The sequence below is a fragment of the Vibrio sp. T9 genome (assembly GCF_003123985.1).
GTDB classification, from domain to species: domain Bacteria; phylum Pseudomonadota; class Gammaproteobacteria; order Enterobacterales; family Vibrionaceae; genus Vibrio; species Vibrio diabolicus.
The window spans coordinates 1-359 of the sequence record NZ_NIGY01000107.1 but is presented as its reverse complement, the minus strand read 5'-3'; the positions used below and the strand labels follow the sequence as shown (position 1 = coordinate 359).

1 pseudogene is annotated in these 359 nt (G+C 64.9%); it reads right to left on the bottom strand.

Annotation, left to right across the window (positions count from 1 at the left end):
* Nucleotides 1-359, bottom strand: a pseudogene (locus CBX98_RS25655) (NCS2 family permease); the annotation flags it as partial.

The window sequence follows — 359 nt, the reverse complement described above, 5'->3', positions numbered from 1 at the left end:
TTTGATCGCCAGCATGCGTGCGATCGCTGGGAAAAAACTGAAAACGACCGCGCCGGCGTAGCGCAGCGGGGTCGCTTCGAAGGCCTGCGTGGTGATGCCGATCGAGATGAACACAAGGATCGGTGCCAGGACGGCTACCGGGAGCAACTCGACCAGATTCGCCAGGTAACCGAAGACGCCGCCCAGTCCGATGACCAGACCCGTGACCAGCGTATACCCCGTGCGCGCGCCCATGGCCTTGTATGCCGGCTGCCCGATATACGGTGTCGTCTGCGCCACGCCGCCGCACATGCCAGCGACCAGGGTAGCCAGGGCTTCGACCAGCAGGATGTCGCGGGTCGGATAGTCGTCGCCGGCGG